This window comes from Spirosoma pollinicola, from assembly GCF_002831565.1.
GTDB lineage: Bacteria > Bacteroidota > Bacteroidia > Cytophagales > Spirosomataceae > Spirosoma > Spirosoma pollinicola.
On record NZ_CP025096.1, the window covers coordinates 7019909 to 7040763 of the forward strand.

General features: G+C 50.3%; 14 protein-coding genes. 2 read left to right on the plus strand and 12 right to left on the minus strand.

What is annotated here, in order from left to right; translation table 11 throughout:
* The first annotated feature begins 161 nt into the window (after positions 1–161).
* On the plus strand, positions 162–3224 hold the full coding sequence (locus CWM47_RS29615) for a PVC-type heme-binding CxxCH protein (protein WP_100992190.1): 3063 nt from the start codon (positions 162–164) through the stop codon (positions 3222–3224).
* A 301-nt stretch (positions 3225–3525) separates the two neighbouring features.
* Here CWM47_RS29615 and CWM47_RS29620 read toward each other — a convergent pair whose 3' ends face one another.
* The gene (locus CWM47_RS29620; protein WP_100992191.1) at positions 3526–4107 is read right to left on the minus strand and encodes a peptidylprolyl isomerase; all 582 of its coding nucleotides are present in this window, start codon (positions 4105–4107) and stop codon (positions 3526–3528) included.
* A gap of 66 nt (positions 4108–4173) precedes the next feature.
* Complete coding sequence (locus CWM47_RS29625) at positions 4174–5859, minus strand: PQQ-dependent sugar dehydrogenase (protein WP_100992192.1); 1686 nt, start codon at positions 5857–5859, stop codon at positions 4174–4176.
* A 226-nt stretch (positions 5860–6085) separates the two neighbouring features.
* Here CWM47_RS29625 and CWM47_RS29630 point away from each other — a divergent pair, with 226 nt between their 5' ends.
* Entirely contained in the window at positions 6086–12205 is a 6120-nt protein-coding gene (locus tag CWM47_RS29630) for an alpha-2-macroglobulin family protein (RefSeq protein ID WP_100992193.1), read from the plus strand.
* Positions 12206–12271: 66 nt separating this feature from the next.
* Here CWM47_RS29630 and CWM47_RS29635 read toward each other — a convergent pair whose 3' ends face one another.
* The 10 genes from CWM47_RS29635 to CWM47_RS29680 all read right to left on the minus strand — a co-directional run bounded on the left by CWM47_RS29635 (position 12272) and on the right by CWM47_RS29680 (position 20666).
* On the minus strand, positions 12272–12649 hold the full coding sequence (locus tag CWM47_RS29635) for a Rid family detoxifying hydrolase (protein WP_100992194.1): 378 nt from the start codon (positions 12647–12649) through the stop codon (positions 12272–12274).
* A gap of 139 nt (positions 12650–12788) precedes the next feature.
* Positions 12789–13124 carry a phage holin family protein gene (locus CWM47_RS29640; RefSeq protein ID WP_100992195.1) on the minus strand — a complete coding sequence of 112 codons (336 nt, stop codon included), beginning with the start codon at positions 13122–13124 and terminating at the stop codon, positions 12789–12791.
* Positions 13125–13223: 99 nt separating this feature from the next.
* A complete protein-coding gene (gene hisIE / locus CWM47_RS29645; RefSeq protein ID WP_100992196.1) occupies positions 13224–13832 on the minus strand; it encodes a bifunctional phosphoribosyl-AMP cyclohydrolase/phosphoribosyl-ATP diphosphatase HisIE in 609 nt (202 codons plus the stop codon).
* A gap of 16 nt (positions 13833–13848) precedes the next feature.
* Positions 13849–14655: a tryptophan synthase subunit alpha gene (gene trpA / locus CWM47_RS29650; RefSeq protein WP_100992197.1), complete on the minus strand. Its 807-nt coding sequence runs from the start codon at positions 14653–14655 to the stop codon at positions 13849–13851.
* Between the two features lie 135 nt (positions 14656–14790).
* Positions 14791–15990 carry a tryptophan synthase subunit beta gene (trpB, locus tag CWM47_RS29655; protein ID WP_100992198.1) on the minus strand — a complete coding sequence of 400 codons (1200 nt, stop codon included), beginning with the start codon at positions 15988–15990 and terminating at the stop codon, positions 14791–14793.
* A gap of 87 nt (positions 15991–16077) precedes the next feature.
* Positions 16078–16719, minus strand: a complete 642-nt coding sequence (locus CWM47_RS29660) for a phosphoribosylanthranilate isomerase (RefSeq protein WP_100992199.1) — start codon at positions 16717–16719, stop codon at positions 16078–16080.
* An 11-nt stretch (positions 16720–16730) separates the two neighbouring features.
* The gene (gene trpC / locus CWM47_RS29665) at positions 16731–17540 is read right to left on the minus strand and encodes an indole-3-glycerol phosphate synthase TrpC (protein WP_100992200.1); all 810 of its coding nucleotides are present in this window, start codon (positions 17538–17540) and stop codon (positions 16731–16733) included.
* On the minus strand, positions 17537–18523 hold the full coding sequence (gene trpD, locus CWM47_RS29670; RefSeq protein ID WP_100992201.1) for an anthranilate phosphoribosyltransferase: 987 nt from the start codon (positions 18521–18523) through the stop codon (positions 17537–17539). Before trpD ends, trpC begins: the two co-directional genes overlap by 4 nt.
* A gap of 79 nt (positions 18524–18602) precedes the next feature.
* Positions 18603–19169, minus strand: a complete 567-nt coding sequence (locus CWM47_RS29675; RefSeq protein WP_100992202.1) for an anthranilate synthase component II — start codon at positions 19167–19169, stop codon at positions 18603–18605.
* A 60-nt stretch (positions 19170–19229) separates the two neighbouring features.
* Entirely contained in the window at positions 19230–20666 is a 1437-nt protein-coding gene (locus tag CWM47_RS29680) for an anthranilate synthase component I family protein (protein WP_100992203.1), read from the minus strand.
* Between the last annotated feature and the right edge of the window lie 189 nt (positions 20667–20855).

A 20855-nucleotide genomic window follows, 5' to 3' on the forward strand; every position in this document is an offset into this window, starting at 1 on the left:
GCGCTGGCATTCGCCCGTGCTTGTTCTATAAACGCGAGCATATGCTCGCTATATTGATGGGCACGGGCAAATGCCCGCGCCAGAACGTGAATCGTGTGTTATTGTCATCCCGCTTTCGGCGGGATGACAATAACACACGATTCTAGAACTTAACACGAAAAATGAAGCTGACTTCTTCTTTACATCCACTGCCGGTCGTTCTAACAACGCTTGGTTTTTTATACCTGGCTGGCACAACATTCCGGCCAGATGCGCAGTTGACTGGCCCCTCGCCTAAAATCGAACCGTCTGGCTTGGTTGTTAGCGCCGATTCAAACACGCTCTACCTGCCCAACGACCTCGAAGCAACGCTTTGGGCCGAAGCGCCAATGTTCTATAATCCGACCAACATGGACATCGACGCCAAAGGGCGTGTATGGATTACGGAAGCTGTCAATTATCGAAAATTCAATAATAAACCAGACAGTCGGCTCGACCACCCCGAAGGCGAACGGGTTGTTATTCTGGAAGATACCAACGGCGATGGTAAAGCCGATGCCAGCAAGGTATTTGTAACCGACCCTGACCTTGTGTCGCCCCTCGGCATTGCCGTTATTGGGAATAAAGTCATTGTTTCAGCCGCTCCTAATCTGGTAGTGTATACCGATGAGAACGGCGATGACAAGCCCGACAAAAAAGAGGTGATGCTAGCGGGTTTCGGTGGATTGGACCACGACCACTCACTCCATGCGGTAGTAGCCGGACCCGATGGAAAATACTATTTCAATACCGGAAACGCCGGGCCGCACGTCGTGACCGACAAAGACGGCTGGACACTGCGGTCGGGGAGTTTATATGTAGGTGGAACACCGTATAGCAAAAGTAATCAGGGTAATCAGGTGAGCGACGATGGCCGCGTCTGGACCGGCGGTATGGCGTTACGCATTAATCCCGATGGGTCTAATCTGAAGGTGATGGCGCATAATTTTCGTAATAACTACGAAACAGCACTGGACTCCTACGGCAATATGTGGCAGAATGACAACGACGACCAAGTGGTGGCCTGCCGCACCAGTTTCCTGATGGAAGGTGCCAACGCCGGGTATTTCAGCAGTGATGGCACACGCTACTGGCAGGGCGACCAACGGCCGGGGCAAACCGTTCCTACAGCTCACTGGCATCAGGAAGACCCCGGTGTGATGCCTTCAGGCGACATTTCCGGAGCGGGCTCGCCCACGGGTATGGTTATGTATGAAGGGGATGAACTTGGGCCGCAGTACCGGGGTATGCTGCTCAGTGCCGAAGCCGGTCGGAACGTAATTTTTGGTTATAAACCCGAACCCACAGGCGCAGGATATCGACTTCCCCGAACCGATTTTATCAGCACCTTTCCCGAGGTAGACCCAAACTATAAATGGGATGCCGCTACGACCGACATTCGCAAATGGTTCCGCCCCAGCGATGTGGCTGTTGGGCCGGACGGTGCTATTTACATTGCCGATTGGTATGACCCCGTGGTGGGCGGGCATCAGATGCAGGATCGTAAAGGATATGGCCGTATCTATCGAATTACGCCCAAAGGCAAAAACCTGAGAACGCCAAAAATGGACTTACGTACAACACAGGGGCAGATTGCTGCCTTGCTGAGTCCCGCCGTTAATGTTCGGATGCTTGGGTTTCAGGCACTTGTTGCCCAGGGGGAAAACGCCGTTGAGCCAGTCATGGCTATCCTGGCGTCGTCGAACCCATACCACCGGGCGAGGGCTATTTTCCTGCTGGCGCAACTAGGCCGCGAGGGTCAGTTTGAAGTGGAGCGATTATTAAAGGCTGTCGATGCGCCCGTCAGAATCGCAGCGTTGCGGGCGTTGCGGAGTATTACGCCAGAGAACTCTAAGTCGATTCCAGCCATTACCGCATCTCAACGGGCGTTATTGCCCCTGTTAGGCAATCTGTCGCTGGATCGAAATGCGGCCGTTCGTCGTGAAGTAGCTATTGCCCTTCGGGATGTTCCTTTTGAGGATTGTCGGTTTATGCTGCTTAACTTATTGAAAGGCTACGATGGGCAGGATCGCTGGTACTTAACTGCCCTTGGCGAAGCGGCAGATGGAAAAGAAGAGGCTTTGTTCTTCGAGATGCGTAAGACAATGCCGGAAGACCCTGCCCAATGGGACCAGCGAACGGCCGACCTCGTTTGGGAGCTGCACCCGCCCTCAGCAGCTCCGATGCTGAAAAAACGGGCCGAAAGTGCGTCGCTTACCGCCGATGCCCGAAAGCAGGCTATCGTAGGTCTGGGATTTATCAAAAGTCCACAAGCCGCCAAAGCGATGGTTGACTTATCAAAATCGCCCGATAAAGACGTAGCTGATCAGGCCATGTACTGGATGGGTTTTCGGCGGGGCAACGATTGGGCTAAATTTCTGAATTGGGAAGAGGTGATGCCCACCAAAATTTCGGAAAGCGAACAAAAAATGTTAGCCAACCGACAAATTCTATTGGACGAATACAAGACCGATACCGAAAAGCGGAAAATAGCCTTAGAAATGGCTCGCGACCCCGAAGGCGGTCAGATCCTGATTGGTCTTGCAGCCGACAAAAAACTGTCAGACAAGCTAATCAAAGCTATAACACCCACGATTCTGAAAAACCCGGATCAAAGCGTTCGGACACAGGCGAAAGAATATTTCTCGATCAAAAAAGAGACGCCGGCTGTTGTCGAAACGGCTTCTGTTGCTGACTCTCCCGTTCAGGCCGTCACGCCCGAATCCGTGGCCAGTAAGCCTGTGGAAGTGGTTGCCAGCACTAGTTCAGACCCATTAATTGCACAAATTGCCATGCTGACGGGTAATGAACAAACGGGCCGGTCGGTCTTTAAAACTAACTGCGCCACCTGTCACAAGCACGGCCAGCAAGGAAGCGATGTTGGCCCGGAGCTGACAAAAATTCACCAGAAGTTTGATAAGAACAGCCTGTTAGATGCCATTGTCCACCCAAGTGCCGGTATTGCATTTGGCTACGAGCCCTGGCTGATTACGACAAAAACCGGGCAAACCTATTATGGCTTTCTGGTTAGCGATAGCGATCAGGCAGTTGTGATAAGAGGTATACGAGGGCCAAAACACACGATTCCGACCGATCAGGTTTCTTCTCGTCGGCAGTATAAAAGCAGCCTAATGCCTGACCCTGTCGCTATGGGACTTAATAATCAGCAACTAGCTGACTTAGCGGCCTTTTTGTTGAAACAGTAGATTCAAAGGCTTCACTGTTGTAATAGATTTTTTTAATCACAGAGGCACAGAGAACACAGAGGGTTCATATGCGAGCTTCTCTGTGCCTCTGTGGTTAAAAAAATCTATTATATACCTTATAAGCCTATCATAATGGCGCAAGGCCGGGCCACGTTGGCCCTGATGGCGCAAGGCTCTGCCTTGTGTCTACTATTCAGCGGCCTCTGGCCGATAAATGACAATGGCTAAAGAACGGCCAGAGGCCGCTGAATAGTAGACACAAGGCAGAGCCTTGCGCCATCAGGAGCCAAAATAGGTTTGTTCATTTCACCACGTAGCCCAGTTTCTTCAACTCTGCCGCTGTGAGCTTGATCACGTTTACGTCCAGCTTAATGGGCGATAGGGGCATATCTGTAGAATCTGTCTTGACCGCTACGATGGCGTCGACCACGTCCATTCCTTTAAAAACCTGCCCGAACACGGTGAACTTATCATCCAGACGCGCCAGTCCTTTCTTATTCTGCACAATATAAAACTGGCATCCCGCCGAGAGCATTTCCGGATTATTGTCCCGCCCGGCGCCAACAGCCCCATACACGTGCCGTATGGCAGGCACGAACTCAGGTTTTAGCAGGTAAGGCGAATCCGAAAAACCAGCTGGCGTATCGGGGCAGCCGCCCTGCGCTACAAAGTTGTTGATGACCCGGTTGAAGGTCAGTGTATCCCAATAGTTTGCTTTCGCCAGTTTCATGAAGCTGGCTTTGTGGGTTGGCGTTTCGTCATACAGCCAGAAAAGGATCTCGCCTTTGGAGGTCTTTATCTGCCCAACGGGATAGGTTTTGGGGGCCTTCGGGGGCGTAAAAAAGGATACCAGGCAGGCTAATACTAGTAGAATAGTAGGCATGATCGTTTGGGTTAATTAGTCAGGGTGTATTAATGATAAGACGCAACGGTTTTACAGTATACGAGATTATTTTATCACCTTATACATCATGCCGTCTGATTTGGTCATCAGGTAAAGTTCGCCCGCGGCATCCTGCCCGATTCGCAAATCGACTTTGCTGGCTTTACTTAGTTCTTTCAGGCTTGTTGGCTGGCCTTCTAACCTGAGTGGAAACTCATGGATCGTCGCTTGTGTCCCTTCTTTGATCTCATTTAGATTAACGTAGAAAACCCGCCCCCGAACGATTTCGCCAAATATGTATTTCCCTCTCAATGGTGGGAGTTGCTTCCCGGTGTATTCGAATCCACCTATAATTGCGTTACCCTCATCGTGGTCGAATTGTGCCACCGGATACGAATAACCATATCGGGCATCATTTTTAGGCAGTGGGTATACGTTGTTCACGTTGTCGGTCGAGTCGATTAGAAAGGTGCCCTCCCGGTCGGGCCATCCGTAGTTTTTTCCCGGTTTCACCAGATACAGGGATTCAATTTGCCGCTGACCGATGTTGGAAACCAGCATTTTCCCATCTTTAGCCCACGAAATCCGGTTGGGGTTACGAAAGCCTGCCGCGTAGACCTCATCCAGCCCATCTTTACCAACAAACGGATTGGATTTGGGAATACCGTATTGGCCGTTTGTACTCGTTCGGCCGGTTGGGTCAATGCGAAGTACTTTACCCCAGACGTGGTTTTTATCCCGCGCAATAAACGGGTATCCTTTTTCGACGGCCCCGCCATCGCCTATACCAATATAAAGCAACCCATAATCCATACTGTTTGGCGTTGCATACGGATTGAACGCAATTTCCTGCATACCGTGAATCTGGTCGACCACATTTACGCGGAGCAACTCACGGGGCTTTCCGGTCAAAACACGCGATGAAGGATCATCGACGGTCCATTCGTTGACCACCCATTGCAGCCGAACGGGAATGCTGTCGGCATAGGCGAAATCAGCTTTGGCCGTATTTTTGGGTTCCGTATGGGTCGTGTAGACAAGCCCGTTTTTGGCGTAGTCCGGATGAAAAGCGAAACTGCCTAAGCCCGTTGCCAGACCGGGCGAGTTGATAAAATTCTTAAAATGTTCCGTGGCCTCAAAATACACTTCGGGCTGGTTATCTGCCGTCAAAATGTAGATCTTCCCCTGTAGATCGGCCACCATTGTTTCTTTGGTTATCGGGTGAAAACCCATTTTATTGATCCGTGTACGGGGCTGCGTTTTGTTTGTAAATGGAAACTGCATGATCTTTTGCAGATTCAGAGCAATAGCCGATGGGGCTATTGTGGGAGCAATCGGGTTTTCCAATGCCACTTTTCCAGTCGAAATTCGAGCGATGGGAGCGGGTTTATCAAGAATATAGGCCACCACATCGTCGAGTTCTGTAGCCGTCAGTTGCTTGAAATCGGGCATAACGGTGCCGAATTTTTTGGCTTTATCAAGCGCCCGCGCCACCCGTGCATCAATCTGAGCTTTGGGGCTTTTAATGAATTCGGTCAGGTAGGTTCGGTCAACAACGCCTTTTAATCCACCCAGTTGAGGTCCAATGCCATCCTGTTTGAAATTATGGCAACCGGCACAATTGGTGTCAAAAAGCTTTTCTCCGCTTTGCACATTCTGAGCAACTGAGGACTCGCAGTACAGGATAACGAATACAGGGAAAATGAAAAGCCGACATAGTGATGCAAGAGAATACTGACGAAACAGGTGCATACGGTATAAAAATTACCAAACAGTTGAAAGAAACAGACTCTACACGCTTACTGACCGACCTGGCCTGACTAGCGCGGTTATCTGAACAAAGCCTGATGGATATCCTTATCTAATGTAAATTCACCGGCGGTTAAACCCTTACCCATAAATCAGAATCATAGTAGCGACCGTTGTGGAAATGTACCTTTATCGGCATCTATCCCAATAACTACCTTCGCAACCAACCATGAACGCTTATTTTTCGCTCTTCTTTTTGCTGATTACAATGGCTGCCACTACGCAGAATACTCCACAGCCTGACTACGCCCGAGACTGGAAGCGGGCCGACTCGCTGGCAGCCAAAGGTTTACCGAAATCGGCACTGGACATTGCGAATCGGATTTATAAAGAAGCAAAAGCCGCACACAATCACCAACAGGTAACCAAAGCCGCTATCTACCGCGCCATTTATCGGAGCGCGTCGGATGAAGACGCCTATGTTGACCTGATTAAATCAACTCAAGCCGACGTTGCCGAGACACCCGAACCTGCCAGGTCTGTTCTTGAATCTACACTGGCAGACCTTTACTGGCAGTATTTTCAACAAAATCGCTACAAATTTTATGATCGGGCCACGATAGGCCGCGCCACGATAGGCCGGGCCAATCCAGGCCGCGCCACGATAGGTAAAACGACAACGGGTAAAACCGATTCAGGCAAGCCTGAAAACACGAATACTTCAACCGCCGATTTTACAACCTGGGATGCTCACCAGCTTGTGGAAGCAGTCACAAAAGCTTATCTGGCGTCGGTAGAGCAAAAGGCGTTACTACAAAAAACACCCATTGCTACCTATGAAGCCCTGATCGAAAAAGGCGACGCCGACGCCCGGCATCTTCGCCCAACACTCTACGATGTATTGACTCACCGGGCTATCGGGTTCTTTCAAAACACCGAACCCGACCTATTGAAACCGGTTTTTAAATTCGAACTGAATCAGACTAGCTACTTTGCAGAACCGGCCGTTTTTGCCAAACTGACCATTCAAAGTCAGGATTCCCTTTCGGGTCGGTATCAGGCATTACTGCTGTACCAGCAACTACTGGCGTTTCATTTAGCCGATACGAATCCCGATGCACTGGCCGATGCCGATGTACTTCGTCTGGCGTTTGTGCACCAACACAGCGTTCTGCCTGCTAAAGATTCACTGTACAAACAGGCTCTTGAAAAGCAGATTGCCCGGTTTAAAAATCAACCTACTGAAGCGGTTTACGCCTATCAACTGGCCGAATTTTTGACGAATTCTGGTACGCCCATCAGACCATTCGATGAGAATGACGATTCGGCAACAGAGCCCGTTCCTGTAAGTCCGTCACGCTGGAACCGTAAACAGGCCGCAGATATTTGCCGGGATCTGGCCAAAAGGTTTCCAAATACGCGGGCCGGAAAGCAGGCCAGCCAGTTGCTGGCTCGTTTGCTGACGCATACCGTATCTGTTCAGCTTGAGCATGTCAATGCGCCGGGTCAACCTTTTCGGATGCTGGTCAATTACCAGAACACGCCTAAACTGATTTACCGAATTAGTAAGGTAAGCACCGCCGATATTCAGAACCGTATTTCGGGCGACGACGATCAACGCAAAAAAATCCTGACGGCTTTGCTCAAACAGGCGAGTGTCGTTGAAAAAACGGTTTCGTTGCCCGACGATGGCGATCTGAATCAGCACACTGTCGAAGTGCCGTTGTCTGGCTTGCCAGTGGGTCAATACATAGTGCTGGCTACGGCAGATGATAAACTTCAAAACAAACCAGAGTCGGTTCAATACGCGGCTTTCACGGTGTCGACACTTGGGTTTATCACCTTATCGGCGAATAACGCTGAGCCAAACCAGACCATTTACGTAACCAATCGACTAACGGGGGAGCCGATGAAAAATGCCTCGGTCGTTGTGATTCCGGCTCAAAAAAATACGACCGCCAGTAACCGGAATGCCATCCAGACGGATGGGGCTGGCCGAATAAAAATTCCTGTCAGCACCCTGCCGATGCAGGAAAGCTTTCAATACCTGATAACGGCCGGTACCGATACCCTGCTGTCCGATCCGCAATACAGTTACCGGTATTTCAGTGGCCGTAATGAAGAGCTAGCTCAAACCTACGCCAAGCTCTTCACCGACCGGGCCATTTACCGGCCCGGCCAGGCGATCTACGTTAAAGGCTTGCTGTACAACGGCAAAACGAATCAGTATGCCGTTGTTGCTAACCATGTTGTTGCCATTGAATTACTGGACCAGAACGGCGAACGAATTACAAAGCAAACCGTTCGGACAAATGAATTCGGGACGTTTACCACCACGTTTACGGCTCCGGTTGGGCGATTGACGGGCATTATGACCATTCAAACAACTTATGGCGGTACCAGCATCCGGGTCGAAGAATACAAACGACCAACGTTTGAGGTAAAGGCCAATCCCATAAAACAATCGTTTAAGCTAAGTCAGACTGTAACACTTACAGCGTCGGCAAAAACCTTTTCGGGAGCGGTTGTCGATGGGGCCGATGTGCGCTATCGGGTAGTTCGTAAACTCCGCCCACGCTGGGAGTGGTGGTACGTTCCGAGAAATACAAATCAAACAGAAATAGCCAACGGCACGACGCAAACGGATGCACAGGGAAATATCAGCATCGCGTTTCCGGCAACGCCAGACCTTGGGAAAGCCCGTCAGGAAAACCCGATTTTTGAATTTGAGGTTACCATTGATGTAACCGATAAGGCAGGCGAGACCCGAAGTACCGTACAAACGCTGTCAATTGGCTATTCGGCTTTGCAAATCAGCTTAGCGATTCCGGCCCAGATAGAGCTGGATAAACCAAACCCGTTTCCGGTAAAAATTACGAACCAGTCGGGCGAGAAGGTGTCTGCAAAAGGGCAGTTGACGGTTTACCGGCTTCAACCACCTGCGCGTCCCCTGCGTAGTCGCTTGTGGAGCCGCCCCGACAGGCAATTGCTGACGAAGGCCGAGTTCGAGAAATTATTCCCCAACGATCTGTATGCCAACGAAAATGACCCACGTTCGTGGTCTAAAGGCCCAATCGTTCAACAGCAGCCGATCAATTCACCTGCCGATTCGCTCGTAAAACCGGACATTAGCCGTTACACACCGGGAGAATACGTTGCCGAGCTAACCGTGACGGACTCAGCAGGTGATTCCACAAAAGAACAGGCGTTTTTTGCGGTTGTCAACGATAAACAGCCGGTCGCTTCTGCCCGTCCGGATAACTGGGTACAGGTTCGCAAAGCCACTGCTGAACCGGGAGAAGACGCTGTTTTCTGGGTTGGCAACAGTCTGCCCGGCTGGATTCTTATGACAATAGAAGAAAATCAGAAAACGGTTCGGCAGGAGTGGCTCAAAACGGATGGACGGCCCCAACGCGTTTCGTTGCCCGTTACCGAAAAACAGCGGGGCGGCTTTTCGGTGCATTTCGCCATGATACAAAATGGGCGACTGTACCAGAAATCACAGTTGATTACGGTACCCTTCACAAATAAAGAACTTCAAATCGCTACGCAGACATTTCGGAATAAGCTGAAACCCGGCGAACACGAAGAATGGACGCTGACGATTGGTGGTCTGAATAAGCAACCGGCCGAATTGGTCGCCACGCTCTACGATGCGTCACTCGATGCCTTCGACCGGCTCAACTGGCCCACAAGTTTTTATCAGACCTATTCACCTGATTTTTATGCCTGGCAGTCCAGCAGTTTCAACGCCCAGTCGAGTAGCCCAATCGTTTACCGTTATCGTCCGGAACTGGCTCTTCCCGCCCGGCGATATGATGTGTTAATCGGACTACAGAATGGTCAATCCAGGGTGTATAATTATCAAATGAGAATGGCTAAAGGGGGCGCGGTTCAGTCGATGGCAATGGCGGCACCCATGCAGGATAGGGCCATTGAACTGAAAGAGGCAGTATCTGCGGAATCTGTAGTTACTGCTTATGGCAAAGATGCCCCCAAACCATCGCTCCAGCCTATTATTAACCCCCGCCAGAATTTTAACGAAACAGCATTCTTTACACCGCAGGCCCAAACAGACAAGGATGGACATCTCGTTCTAAAATTTATCATGCCGGAAGCCCTTACGCGTTGGCGCTTATTGGCCTTTGCACATACCAAAGACCTGAAAACAGGAACGCTGGAACGGGAAATCATTACGCAGAAAGAGCTGATGATTACGGCCAACGCGCCCCGGTTCTTCCGCGAAGGCGATACCATCCGACTAACGGCCCGCGTCAATAACCTAAGCGAAAAATTGCTTAACGGTACCGCCACACTTCAACTCACCGATGCATTGACCGGGCAACCACTCGACCAGAAAATTAAGGTTCTGGAAAGTCAGGGGAAACTGGCGATAGCCGCAGGAGCGGGGCAAGCCGTTGGCTGGACGCTGGTTATTCCTACTGGAATCGAAACCGTAACCTGCCGTCTGACAGCCCAATCGGGTCAGTTTACCGATGGCGAAGAGTTCACCATTCCGGTTTTACCTAACCGCATGCTCGTGACAGACACGAAGCCGTTTTGGGTAAATGGCAAAGAAACAAAAACGTTTACCCTGAAGCCATTAGCCAACCTTTCGCCTGAATTGCCCGCCCAACATGAACGCTTGACGGTAGAAGTGACGAGCAACCCCAGTTGGTACGCGCTGCAATCGTTGCCGTATTTGATGGAATATCGGTACGAATGCGCTGAGCAACTGTTTAGCCGGTTGTATGCCAATAGCCTGGCGGCCCACATCGTAGCCAGCAAACCGGCTTTCAAACAGGTTATTGCCGAATGGCAAAAGAATCCCCCTCGTAGCTCGCTTCAATCAAACGAAGAGTTGAAAGCGGTAACGCTGGAAAACTCGCCCTGGCTGGCTGATGCCCGTTCTGAAGCAGAACGGCAGGCTCAACTGGGGCAGTTGCTGGATGCCAATCGGATGGAAAGCGAGCAAATCCAGGCGTTTGAAAAACTGAAACAACTGCAAACTGGCAGTGGTGGCTTCCGGTGGTTCGGAGGTATGGAACCTAATCTGCCTATGACCCTGCACATTCTGAGCGGATTGGGCCATTTGAAAAAACTGGGCGTTACGTTCCCCGCCGAGCTACAGAATGAACTGAGCGACATGCAAGCCAGTGCCATCAATTTTGCCGATGCCGAAATTCTGCGGTGGATTAAGGAGCAAAAGAAGCTTGAGGAGCAAAAGAAGGGTAAAGTAGCTGGTGGATGGTATTTTTCGGCCACCCAATATCTCTACGCACGAAGCTTTTATCTGGATAAACCAATGGATAAAAGTGTGTTGGCCTACCTGAAACAGCGTGTGGCTGGTGATTGGCTTACGCAAAGTTTACAGGGACAGGCGCTTTCGGCAATGGCGCTTAACCGGTTTGGCGATACCAAAACGGCGGATGGAATCATGCGTTCCCTGAAAGAACGGTCGCGAAAGTCCGAGGAAATGGGATTATACTGGCCCGATAATACGAGCGGGTTGCAGTGGTATCAAACGCCCATTGAAACGCAAGCCTATTTGATCGAAGCGTTTGACGAAATCAAGCCGGATCAGGTTTTGGTGGATGACATGAAACGCTGGCTCATTCGTCAGAAACAGACGCAATCGTGGTCATCGACAAAGGCAACGACCGAAGCGGTTTATGCACTTCTGCTCCGGGGCAGCGACTGGCTCGGAACGGGCGTACATACACAGGTTAGCCTTGGTGGACAGCCTATCGAAAGTCGTGTGACAAAGGCCGATGCGATTACGGGTTACGAAAAAGTGACCTATGCTGCCAGCGAAATAAAACCGGAAATGGGCGCAATCCAAATCACTAAAACTGGTGCTGGACCAGCTTGGGGCGCTCTATACTGGCAGCATTTCGAACCGCTCGACCAAGTAATGCCGGGCAGTGCAGGTTTATCCGTTCAGAAAACACTCTACGTGCAACGCGATTCACCCAATGGCCCGATCATTTCAACGGTGGCGTCGCAAAAGTCGCTCAAACCGGGCGACCTGATCAAAGTCCGGCTCGTGCTCAAAACCGACCGGGCAATGGAATATGTACACCTGAAAGACGGACGGGCATCGGGTTTTGAGCCCGTGGTAGCATTATCAGGCTATAAATACCAGAATGGACTTGGTTATTACGAATCTCCCCGCGACGCCAGTACCGATTTCTTCATGAGTTACTTGCCCGTTGGTACGCACGTATTCGAGTACAATTTGCGTGTTGCCCAATCCGGCGATTTCTCGGCGGGTGTCGCTACCGTTCAGTGCTTTTATGCCCCCGAATTTTCGGCGCATTCGGCCGGTGAACGGGTGAAAGTGAAGTAACGCGGGAGGAAACCCGCGATAGTGATTACGGATTAAATTCGCCGTCGTCGCGGGTTTCCACCCGCGTTACTCAAGAATTGCAATGGCTTCCAGTTCAATACCAAAGCCGTAATGAAGGGGAGAGCAAGGAACTACCGAACGGGCTGGACGATGGTCGCCGAAGAACTGAGCATAAATTTGGTTGACAGCGCCCCAGGCGTTTATGTCAGCGATAAAGACAGTAACTTTCAGCACCTTATTGCGCTGACTGCCAGCCGCCAATAGAATGGCGTCAAGATTAGTCAGTATCTGTTCCGTTTGTTCAGCAATAGTAGCCTGACTTAGTTTTTCGCCGGAGGGTGTGATAGGCAGAATGCCGGATATGTAGACCTGTCCGTTGTGAACAACGGCTTGCGAGTAATGGCCGCCCGGAACCGGCGCGTCTTGAGTCTCGATAAATGTCATGGCGTATACGGTTAATCGAAAATTGCACTCTGATGGATAGCAAAAATAAAAGTAGCTGGATAAGATAAGACAAATGCCATATCTTGAAGATATGGCATTTGTCTTATCTTATCCAGCTACTACCAGAAAGCTCAAACGGTTATACAATTGCGTCGATCAACGCGGTTACAATGGATACGACTATACTAAAGAGCAGAGCCGCAATGAAACCGGTAACGTGAAAATTAGGAATCAGGTAAGCCGTCAGATAGACCATCAATACGTTTAGCACCAGAAGAAACAGGCCAAGCGTGATGATCGTTATTGGAATGGTCAGTACGGTCAGAATTGGCTTGATGAAGGCGTTTAAAAAGCCCAACACAATAGCAACAATCAGGTAAGTACCAGCGCCACCCGAAACAGAAACGCCGGGAATAAAATACGCGGCTACCCAAACGGCAACTGCGCTAATCAGAATACGGATAATGAGGCCCATGAATGACAGGAGTTTTTAAGGTTCAACGATTACAGTTCCTTGTGGCCACTTGACGCACGCTCAACAGGGAACACGGAATCTTGAACATGAAACCCGAATCTATTGTTTGACGTGGCGCGTCTGCAACACGGCCACAATATCGTCTAAATCCATATTTTTCTGCTCTAGCAGAACAAGAAAGTGGAATAATAGATCGGCGGCTTCGCCTTTGAAGAGGTCGTCGTTGTCGTCCTTGGCTTCAATGACCAGTTCAACGGCTTCTTCACCTACTTTCTGTGCAATCTTGTTCACACCACGCCCAAATAGGCTCGTGGTGTATGACTTCTCGGATGGGTTAACCTTCCGATCATGAATAATGCCTTGCAGGTAATTTAAGAACTGACCCTTCCCCTGATTTACTTCATCGAAACACGTATCGGCACCTGTATGGCAGGTTGGCCCGGCGGGGGCAGACTTAATTAAAAGCGTGTCGCCGTCGCAGTCGATCAGGATTTCCCGAACGTGCAGGAAGTTATTAGAGGTTTCGCCCTTGGTCCAGAGCCGCTGTTTGCTCCGGCTGAAAAACGTCACCACGTTCTCAGCAACGGTTTTGTCGTAAGCTTCGCGGTTCATATACCCCAGCATCAGGACTTTGCCGGTTTCGACATCCTGAATTACGGCTGGAATGAGGCCGTCGGGCGACTTATCAAAGTTAATCTCGGAATTCATGCCGCAAAGGTAGTCGTTACGACCGAATCGTTTCTACAAACGCACGAATGCTCTCGGCCGATGTGCCTTTTTCAGACAAATGCCGGATAAACGCGCTACCCACAATAGCACCGTTGGCATATTGACTAGTCATATCGAATGTCTCGTGATCATTGATGCCAAAGCCAATCAGGCGTGGGTTGCGCAGATTCATAGCCTGAATCCGCTCAAAATACGTTTTCATGGTGTCACTCACGCCTTTTACCGAGCCGGTTATACTCGCCGACGAAACCATGTAGATAAATCCATCCGACTCGGCGTCAATGAAGCGAATCCGGTCTTCAGTGGTTTGGGGCGTAATGAGGTGGACATTCAGAATGCCGTATTTGCGGAAGGTCGGGGCGTAATCTTCCAGAAATAAATCCAGTGGGAGGTCGGGAAGTATAACCCCATCGACACCGACTTGCTGGCATTTTTGACAGAAATTTTCGACACCAAACTGGAGTACGGGGTTGATATAACCCATTAGCAAAATGGGAACCGTAACGGGTTCGCCGTTCGTAGCGTTCCGGCAATCGGCCAGTTGAGCGAAAAGCGTTTTGATAGACATGCCGTTATCAAGCGCGACGCCGTTGCTTTGCTGAATGGTTTCACCATCGGCAACGGGGTCGGAGTAGGGCATACCGATCTCAACCAAATCCACTCCAGCGGCTTGTAAGCCACGTAGAATGGTTGTTGTATCGGTAAGGCTCGGGTATCCGGCGGTAAAATATAGGTTCAGCAACCGCTCGCTTTTTTGCGAGAAAAGGCTGGTGATGCGGTTTTGTGTTAGTTCCTGCGTCATTGGTAGTGTAGAACGGAAAGGTTTCGCTCCGACGGTCCGGTCCGTTTATCCGTTAGGCTTACTTTTAATAATAGGCAATTAGCCTGGCAGCTAAACGGACCGGGTCGCCGGAGCGAAACCTCTTCGTTTTATATGTTACAAAAACTTCGAATATGTGCTTAAATCCTTGTCGCCACGGCCGGAGAGGCAAACCACCACGACATCGTCGGCGTTGAGGTTCATCTTTTCCAGCGCTGCCAGTGCGTGGGCTGTTTCCAGAGCAGGAATGATACCTTCTAGTTTACTTAGCTGGAAACCAGCCTGTAATGCTTCATCGTCCGTGATGGCATAGAAATCGCCCCGGCCCGATTCGAACAGGTGCGCGTGGAGCGGACCAATGCCCGGATAGTCCAGACCCGCCGAAATGGAATACGGCTCCGTTACTTGTCCGTCTTCGGTTTGCATCAGAATCGTGCGGCTTCCGTGCAACACACCGGGTTTACCCAGCGCCGTCGTGGCGGCCGAATGCCCCGAACTAACGCCTTGGCCAGCGGCTTCGGCGGCTACCAGCCGTACTGTTGGCTCGTTCAGATAATGATAGAAGGCCCCGGCGGCATTGCTGCCCCCGCCTACACACGCTACCACATAATCAGGATTCTCGTTACCCGTTTTGGCAAAGAGCTGCTTTTTAACTTCTTCGGATATAACCGATTGAAAACGCGCCACCATATCCGGGTAGGGGTGAGGCCCCACCACCGAGCCAATGATGTAATGCGTATCAATGGGATTATTAATCCAGTGGCGCATGGCTTCGTTGGTAGCGTCTTTGAGCGTCTGGCTACCTGATGTAGCCGGTACCACTTTAGCTCCCAGCATCCGCATCCGGTCGACGTTAGGCTTCTGGCGCTCCATGTCGATACTACCCATGTAGACAATACACTCCAACCCCATTAGGGCGCAAACTGTAGCCGTAGCCACGCCATGCTGACCAGCGCCCGTTTCGGCCACGATCCGTTGCTTACCGAGCCGTTGCGCTACCAGAATCTGGCCGATGGTGTTGTTGATCTTGTGCGCTCCGGTATGGCAAAGGTCTTCGCGTTTGAGGTAGATCGTAGCGCCGATGTGCGCTGACAACCGTTTTGCCAGAAACAACGGCGTTGGGCGGCCAACGTACTCTTCGAGCAACTGCCAGAACTCGGCCTGGAAAGCCGGATCGGCAATGATTTTCAGGTAATTCTGCCGTAGTTCTTCTACGTTCGGGTAGAGCATTTCGGGGATGAACGCTCCACCGAAGTGGCCGTAAAAGCCTTTATTTGATACCTCAAAAGAGGTTTTTGGTTCAAGAGTGGTTTGCATAATACTTAATGCTTAGCTAAGCGTAAGTCAATCATAGACTTATAATTGAAATTGTCACTCGTGCTGGTGATCTGCTCGTAAAGTGAATTACTCCACCTCTTCCTCAATGGGCCGGAGCCGGTCAATGAGTTCTTTTACTTTTTCTACATCTTTAACGCCGGGCGCCGTCTCTACCTGACTGTTTACATCTACACCGTACAGTTTCATACCTTTCAAAGCCGCCAACTGATCGAGGTTGTCGAGTCCAATACCGCCACTAATGAAAAATGGCTTCTCGTTGTCGTAGCGGCTCAGAATGCTCCAGTCGAACGTATGTCCATTACCGCCGGGTTGATCGCCTTTGGCGTCGAACAGGAAAAAGTCGCACTGGGCTTTGTAGTTGTTCAACATAGAGAAGTTAAACGACTCATCGACCCGAAACGCTTTGATGACGTTGATACCCCGGTTGCGCAGACTCCGGCAGTAGTCGGGTGTTTCGTTGCCGTGCAGTTGCACATATTGAAAATCGTATTTTTTCACAGAGCGTAGAATGAACTCCGGGCTGGCGTTTACAAACACACCCACTTTCCGAATCGAACGGGGAAGCGCTTTCACCACATCAGCATCTAACTCTTCGCCAACAAAGCGGGGGGACTGATCGTAGAAGATAAACCCAACAAAATCAGGACCAAGGGCGGCAATCTCTTTCAGGTTGTCGGCATCACGCAGACCGCACACTTTGATTTTCATGGCTGTACAAGCTAAATAGTTAACGTGTTATTGATGGAGTATTGTTTGACCAAATCCGCCAGAGCTTTTGCTGGGTCGGTCGTATTCATGAATGCTTCGCCAATCAGAAACCCATCGAAACCCGCCCGAAACAGTTTAAGCATAGTATCGGCATCGTGCAAACCACTTTCGCTGATCTTGGCGAAGGTGTCGGGAATCTTCTCGACCAGTCGCAACGATGTATCGATGGATGTCGTAAACGTTTTGAGATCGCGATTATTAACACCCACCAGATCGACATTATGCGTCAACGAGCGATCCAGTTCTTCTTCGTCATGGACTTCCAGCAATACCTGCAGGCTCAAGTCGTGTGCCTGAAGGCTAAGTTCGACGATCTCCTCGGGCGTTAGGCATGACGCAATGAGCAACACTAGGTCGGCACCCCAGGCTTTGGCTTCCAACAATTGGTAGCGATCAATGACAAAGTCTTTACGCAAAATTGGCGTTCCGGGATTTGCCAGCCGTGCGGCCTGTAGATCGGCAGGCGTTCCACCAAAGAACGGCTCATCGGTCAAAATCGACAGAATGGCTGCGCCCGCCTTCACATAGCCCTGCGTTGTCGTTACAACATCGGACCAGTCGTTGATAATACCTTTGGATGGCGATTTGCGCTTAAATTCGGCAATGATGCCTGTTGAGTGCAAATCCTGAATGGCATCTCGCGCCGATATAGTCTCCCGCAGGAAGCCGGGCATTTGTTCCAGCGACTGTACCGAATTAGCGGCTTTGCGCTGTTCTACTTCTATTCGCTTTTGGGCAATTATTTCGTCAAGAATCGTCATGCTATCAACTTCTTAAAACACGCCAACGCCCGTTTACTTTCCAGCGACTCGCGAGCCATAGTTACGGCCTCTTCGCGGGTTTTGGCTTTGCCCGCAGCCAGGAGCGCCATAGCTGAATTGGCTAAAACGGCCTGCTTTTGAGCCGGGGTGGATTCGTTATTCAGTACGTTCAAAAATATCTGCGCCGACTCGTCCAGAGTTTGCCCGCCCGCCAGCGATTCGGGCGACAATATGTCCATACCTAAATCCTGTGGCTCAAGCACTTGCTCGGTTTTATTGCTAATGACTTTAAACGCACCTGTTAACGAAATCTCATCGTATCCGTCGAGTGCGTGCAGAATCATAAATTGCTTGTCGGTTTGTTGATAAAGGTACGCATATAATCGTGCTAATTCAAGATTAAAGACGCCAACGAGCTGTTTAGCAGGCTTTGCCGGATTGATCATGGGGCCTAACACGTTGAAGAATGTTTTCACACCTAAATCCCGCCGAATTGGTGCTACGTTCTTCATGGCCGGGTGAAACAGGGGTGCATGCAAAAAGCAAATCCCAGCCGTTTCCATCTTACGCTGCAACTCGCCCACATCGTTGGTGAACTTATAGCCAAGTCGTTCCATCACTGTCGATGAGCCAACAAGCGAGGATACACCGTGGTTACCGTGTTTGGCTACGCATTGGCCCGCCCCCGCAACCACAAAAGACGACAGTGTCGAGATGTTGAAGGTGTCTTTTCCATCGCCCCCGGTTCCGCAAAGATCCATCGGGTCATAGGCATCGAGGTCAACGGGCAGGCAGAGTTCAAGCATGGCATCGCGGAAACCTTCGAGTTCTTCCAGACGCAAACTGCGCATCATGTAAACGGTGAGAAATGACGCTATCTGGGCGGGGTTATACTCCCCACGACCAATACCCAGTAACACCTCCCGCGATTGATTTTTCGTGAGGTGTTTGTATTCGAAAAGGTGATTTAAAATGGCTTTCATATAAAAAATAAAGAGTGAAAGAGCGAAAGAGTGAAAGAGTGCACTTTGGTCGTTTTGTGGGTAATCGCTCTTTCGCTCATTAAAAATTTAACCAGTTCTCGATCATCTTCACACCATTCTCGGTTAGTACCGATTCAGGGTGAAATTGCAGACCTTTTACGTCGAATCGGGTGTGTGACAAGGCCATTACGCGACCCTGTTCATCAACGGCGGTGGCGCGCAGGTCAGCGGGCATCGAATTGGGCATGACTGTCCAGGAGTGATACCGGCCAACCGTTAACTCATCGGGAATGCCGGAGAATAATTGTTCGGAACGGTCCGTTATAGTGGCTTTGTGGGCAACACCGTGCAGTACATCCCCAAGATTTTCAAGCGTTGCTCCGTAAACCTCGCCAATGCCCTGATGCCCCAGACAAATACCCAGAATGCTCTTTGTTGGGCCATATTCGGCAACCAATGGCTGCATGATGCCTGCTTCGGAGGGTATTCCCGGTCCCGGCGACAGCATAATTTTGTCGTACTGACCCACCGCATCGAGGGCGATTTTATCATTCCGAATAACATCAGGCCGATGCCCCAGCTCGCGTAAAATATACACGAGGTTGTAGGTGAATGAATCGTAATTATCTAATACCAAGAGTTTCATAGTAACGCGGACATCCTGTCCGCCAGTATAATATATATGAGTACGGACAGGATGTCCGCGTTACAATTGTTTCGCTTGTTCAATGGCGGTTCTCAGCGCAGCCAGTTTGTTGTGTACTTCCTGCGATTCGCTTTCGACTACCGATTTGGCTACTACACCGGCACCGGCCTGGTAGTAGAGGGTGTTGTCTTTGCTCATAAACGTGCGGATCATGATGCAGTGGTTAAACTCACCGTCGAAGCCCATATAGCCAATGCTACCCGCATAGAAGCTCCGGCTTATGTTCTCGTAGCGGTCAATCAGTTGCATTGCGTTGTGTTTGGGCGCACCCGAAAGCGTGCCAGCAGGGAAGGTTTCGGCTACGATCTGAAGCGGATCAGCGGTTTCGGTCAGATCGCCAGTAACTTTCGAGACGAGGTGAATCACGTGTGAATAATACTGCACCTCTTTGAAGGTTTCGACTTTCACCACATCGCAGTTACGGCTTAAATCATTGCGGGCGAGGTCGACAAGCATGACGTGCTCAGCCGATTCTTTCGGGTCGTCGTATAGTTTCTGAGCCAGTTCGGCATCCTGAATATCATTTCCAGTGCGACGAAAGGTGCCGGCAATAGGGTATATGGTGGCTTTGCGATCTTTGACAACGATCTGCGATTCGGGCGAGGAGCCAAACAGTTTGTAATTGCCGTAATCGAAGTAGAACAGGTAAGGGGAGGGGTTCAGTGAGCGCAGTGCCCGGTAAACGTTGAACTCGTCGCCAACGAAAGGCGTAGAAAACCGGCGAGACAATACAATCTGGAAAACATCGCCCCGCTGACAATGGTCTTTCCCTTTTTGAATCACCGCCCGGAACTCATCGTCCGTGAAGTTCGATTCCTCTGCCCCGGCCGAGTTGAATGAATAAGTTGGATAATTACGGCCCGTAATCAATTCACTAATGTAATCGAGGGTACTTTCTGCTTCGGTTTCGCCATTCTGCAGGTAGCTGTGCTCGAATAAATAGAGCTCATCTTTGAAGTGGTTTATGGCCAATACGTACCGGTAAACGGTAAAAACAGCGGCCGGAATCTGATTCTCCGTCGGAATGGGTGCGTGCAGTGAAATGTCTTCAAAGCTCTGCACCGCCGGATAACCGAAGTAGCCGAACAAGCCGTTAGTGATAAATGGAAACGGCGCTTTTTCGTGCTGAAAGCTGTCTTTAAATTCCTGAAGAGCACCCAGCATTTTGTGTTCAGGCAGTTCGTTCGTCTGCTCATTTCCGCCCGGCATTCGAATGGTTAACTTCCCGGAATCATACGAAAAGCTGGCTACGGGATCGAAGGCGATGTACGAAAAATTATTGTCGTTAGCGTGATAATCAGAGCTTTCGAGCAGAATGCTATTCAGGAAACGGTCGCGAATACGCAGGTAAATACTAACCGGTGTTATGATGTCGGCCAGCATCCGCTTATGTCGGCTGACAACACGATAGGTGGTTGAGGTTGTGAGGGTTGGCATAGTTTTTTTGTGGTTACAGGCAAAAAAATAAGGCTCACCGGGATGACGGTGAGCCTTTGTATATATGTTGGATAAACAACAATAGCGGCAACCTCATCCCTGTTGAGAAGAGTGCCACCACCAGATCATGTTGTTTACCGAATTATTCATGTCTTTTCTAAATTTTCCTTTTGTTGTCGGAGTTGCCTT

Coding starts and splice junctions, on each gene's coding strand:
- CWM47_RS29615 (WP_100992190.1), top strand. CDS start 162: ATGAAGCTGACTTCTTCTTTACATCCACTGCCGGTCGTTCTAACAACG.
- CWM47_RS29620 (WP_100992191.1), bottom strand. CDS start 4,107: ATGCCTACTATTCTACTAGTATTAGCCTGCCTGGTATCCTTTTTTACG.
- CWM47_RS29625 (WP_100992192.1), bottom strand. CDS start 5,859: ATGCACCTGTTTCGTCAGTATTCTCTTGCATCACTATGTCGGCTTTTC.
- CWM47_RS29630 (WP_100992193.1), top strand. CDS start 6,086: ATGAACGCTTATTTTTCGCTCTTCTTTTTGCTGATTACAATGGCTGCC.
- CWM47_RS29635 (WP_100992194.1), bottom strand. CDS start 12,649: ATGACATTTATCGAGACTCAAGACGCGCCGGTTCCGGGCGGCCATTAC.
- CWM47_RS29640 (WP_100992195.1), bottom strand. CDS start 13,124: ATGGGCCTCATTATCCGTATTCTGATTAGCGCAGTTGCCGTTTGGGTA.
- hisIE (WP_100992196.1), bottom strand. CDS start 13,832: ATGAATTCCGAGATTAACTTTGATAAGTCGCCCGACGGCCTCATTCCA.
- trpA (WP_100992197.1), bottom strand. CDS start 14,655: ATGACGCAGGAACTAACACAAAACCGCATCACCAGCCTTTTCTCGCAA.
- trpB (WP_100992198.1), bottom strand. CDS start 15,990: ATGCAAACCACTCTTGAACCAAAAACCTCTTTTGAGGTATCAAATAAA.
- CWM47_RS29660 (WP_100992199.1), bottom strand. CDS start 16,719: ATGAAAATCAAAGTGTGCGGTCTGCGTGATGCCGACAACCTGAAAGAG.
- trpC (WP_100992200.1), bottom strand. CDS start 17,540: ATGACGATTCTTGACGAAATAATTGCCCAAAAGCGAATAGAAGTAGAA.
- trpD (WP_100992201.1), bottom strand. CDS start 18,523: ATGAAAGCCATTTTAAATCACCTTTTCGAATACAAACACCTCACGAAA.
- CWM47_RS29675 (WP_100992202.1), bottom strand. CDS start 19,169: ATGAAACTCTTGGTATTAGATAATTACGATTCATTCACCTACAACCTC.
- CWM47_RS29680 (WP_100992203.1), bottom strand. CDS start 20,666: ATGCCAACCCTCACAACCTCAACCACCTATCGTGTTGTCAGCCGACAT.